General features: G+C 34.4%; 3 protein-coding genes. 1 reads left to right on the top strand and 2 read right to left on the bottom strand.

All coding sequences use genetic code 11. The features are described 5' to 3' along the window. Window positions 1-320 precede the first annotated feature (320 nt). Window positions 321-1721 carry a serine/threonine-protein kinase gene (locus tag F6K13_RS25790; RefSeq protein ID WP_240041522.1) on the bottom strand — a complete coding sequence of 467 codons (1401 nt, stop codon included), beginning with the start codon at window positions 1719-1721 and terminating at the stop codon, window positions 321-323. 110 nt (window positions 1722-1831) lie between these two features. On the opposite strand from F6K13_RS25790, the gene F6K13_RS25785 reads away from it, so the two are divergent. Then, on the top strand, window positions 1832-2005 hold the full coding sequence (locus tag F6K13_RS25785) for a hypothetical protein (protein ID WP_161564384.1): 174 nt from the start codon (window positions 1832-1834) through the stop codon (window positions 2003-2005). Window positions 2006-2461: 456 nt separating this feature from the next. Here the strand turns inward: F6K13_RS25785 and F6K13_RS25780 are convergent, their stop codons facing one another. Continuing rightward, a complete protein-coding gene (locus F6K13_RS25780; protein WP_124143851.1) occupies window positions 2462-2656 on the bottom strand; it encodes a hypothetical protein in 195 nt (64 codons plus the stop codon). Window positions 2657-3061: the final 405 nt, after the last annotated feature.

The raw sequence follows: 3061 nt of genomic DNA, 5'->3' as shown, positions 1-3061 counted from the left end.
AAATTCCATAAGTACCATGTAGGGATAGATATACCCACGCAACTAAAGAAAAATTTTGATAGGCTATCATCAGCGTCAATATAAATATAAAAGTTGTCGCTTTAGATAGATTAATTGGATGTTTTACTTTCATAATTAGTGCTATTTGTCTTTTTAAAAAACTGCTTATAGCTTATATAGGAATAGAGAGGTAGAGCACCGACATAGAGTGATGACTATCCGAATCAGTGGAAATGTTTTTCCCACTATTCCTTATTCCCTACTATATAATACATAGGATTAATTTAAAAGTCAAATTCTATTAGAGAAAACCAACCTTTCTAACCAGCAATAAAAGCAGCAATAACAAACAGAAATAAAATTACTAAAATCCCAATAATTACGGCACTTGAAATTAATAATAAAGAGATAATCGACCATATTCTCTGATGCTTTCTAAATTCAGCAACATTTTTCCATTTGCGGCTTTTCCAAGCCCACTCATTTCCTTTAAGACCTAAAATTATTCCTGTCAGCAACCATCCCATACCTAAGGTAACAAAACTTAAATCAATCCAGGCAATTAATCCTATCCAAACATGATTAGTTAAACACCACAAACCAGGCAAGAAAAATGCCCCCCAATTCCAACCAATAATTTCTGCTGGTACGTCATTTGAACTATGAATAATATTTCCGAGTTTTGGAATAGAAGCTATGGCTGTTTTTGTCTCTATTTTTTGATTCTTTGACTCAGTTTTACTGATTTGAGTTAGTGCAATAATTTCCGGTTCTGGAGGTTGTAGCTGTACTAATATTTCCTCCGCTGATTGGAAGCGATCGCCAGGAATAAAAGCTAACATTCTATTTAAAATACCATCAAACTTCGGACTTAATTTTAGTTCTTTACTCCATTGCCACTGCATTGTTTTTGTATTAATTAACTCTGAGGGAAGTTTACCAGTCATTAATACTAAACAAGTCACTCCTAAAGCATACAAATCACTATGTGGAGCAACTATTCCTAACCGCATTTGTTCGTCAGGAGCATAACCAAATTTACCTAATTTAGTGCCAGAATAAACAACATTTTCGGAACTATCAGCTTTGTGAGAAACTTCGGCAGCAATTTGTTTTACTCCACCCAAATCAATTAAAATTGGTAACCCATCTTCTGCCCGACAAATAATATTATCAGGAGCAATATCTCGATGAATAATTCCTCGACTATGTAGATAATTTAAAACTGGTAATATTTGACGAATAAAGTCAATTATTTCAACTTCGCTAAAAAATTTACCTTGTCGCCGACGTTGACTAAGCAGAGATTCATAAGTTTGCCCTTCAATAAAATCTTGCACCAAAAACAAACATTTATTTTCCCGAATAAATTCCCAAAAACGGGGGATTTGAGGATGATTAATTTGATGTAATATCATTGCTTCTCGGTGAAAAAGTTCCTCCGCTTTTTGTATAAATTCAGTGCCTTGGTTTCCTGGTGTTAATTGTTTTAAAACTACTGCTTGCTTAAATCTACCTGTGTCTTCTGCTAAGTAAGTTTTGCCAAATCCACCTTGACCTATTTGACGAATAATTATGTAGCGGTTTCTTAATTTACTTCCTGGTTTTAATTCCGTAGATGCTGTTTGAAAGGGTTTTATTTCCTCTAGAAAAGCACCACAGTTAGAGCAAAAGCGAGAGGCAATAGTATTGTTATGTCCACAGTTTGTACAAGTAGTCATATTTATTAACTCGAAGGAATAAGGAAGAAGGGTAACTAATAATCCCAATATTAACTTTATGCTTGGCCAACATCTGAATACAAGCATGGTTTATGAGATATTGATATCCCTTGGTATGGCAATGGGTAATTACCAATATTATAGCTTTGCCTATAGGTTTATCTATTTTGGGGGTCGTTACTTTTGCTGCATTTGTGATTATTTTTGAAGTGCCTTTACAAGAAAATGACTGGCCTCCATACCCATTACCATTAGGTTATTTCTTGAAAATTTTGATAACTTGAGTAATTTTAACTGCTTTACAATGGTTTTTGCTACGACAAAAAATTACTTATGCTTCGTGGTGGGCAACATTCAAAAATTAATAATTAACAGTTAATAATTAATAATTACCTCTCCTTGAAAAGAAGATGATTGACGCAGTAGGGAAAATTTTTTCTTCTCTTGATTCGATTGGATATGGCTCCGAGACCCGCTCTTGACAGATCCGCTCCGAAGATCGCCATCCCACCCTACGGGAAGCTACGCTAACGACCGTGATTGGATATGGTGAGGGGACCTCGCCATCCCTCAACCGCTTTTTTCCCCTTAAAAGGGGAGGCTTTAAACCATAATTATTTAATTATTAATTATTAATTATTCGGTAAATAATACAGTTCAGTTAATAGCATTATTTCTGTTTTTGGGAAGTAAATTTAATTATCCGGATTTTATATTAAACTTTAATTATTCGGTAAATATTAAGCTAAATTCCGCCACCTATTACTTTCAATACTAGGGGAAGTTGGATTCTCCTTACTTTTATTCATTAAATCTTCTAAATCTGGAGGAAGAAATCCTCCGACCACACTTTCTAGTTCATATTCTTGTAATGCCACTAAACCATTCTCTACTTGATTAATTTTTTGATTTTTCTTGGCTTTAATTTTCTTCATACTTAATATTTATCTCTTTGTATTGAGGAATTTAGACTCAGTAGAGAAGCTGAGTGGTCATACCAGATTCGGTTATCAAAGATACTTTATGAGGATGCAAGATTCAACCTTTTCTCATCTACCCTAAACTTTCTCTCTGTAAAAGTTAGTATGTAAGCATTCAGCGGTCAGCCATCAGCTATTAGCTATTGCTTTTAGTTTAGGATCAAAGCTTTATTCATTGTCTTACTACAAAAGTTGCCTTCCTTATCCTTAAAGTCTATATTAATTTAAACACTGTCCTATATGAGAGAGTCTTGTTGCTGAAGTCCGCAGTTCCTCCGGAGGAGGCTAGCTGACAGCTAATAGCTGAATGCTTACGTTAGTATAATGCAGGGATATTTCATAGAACATCCCTACATTATA

It is taken from the genome of Okeania sp. SIO2B9 (assembly GCF_010672505.1).
Taxonomy (GTDB): domain Bacteria; phylum Cyanobacteriota; class Cyanobacteriia; order Cyanobacteriales; family Microcoleaceae; genus Okeania; species Okeania hirsuta.
This window is presented reverse-complemented; position numbering and strand designations above follow the sequence as displayed.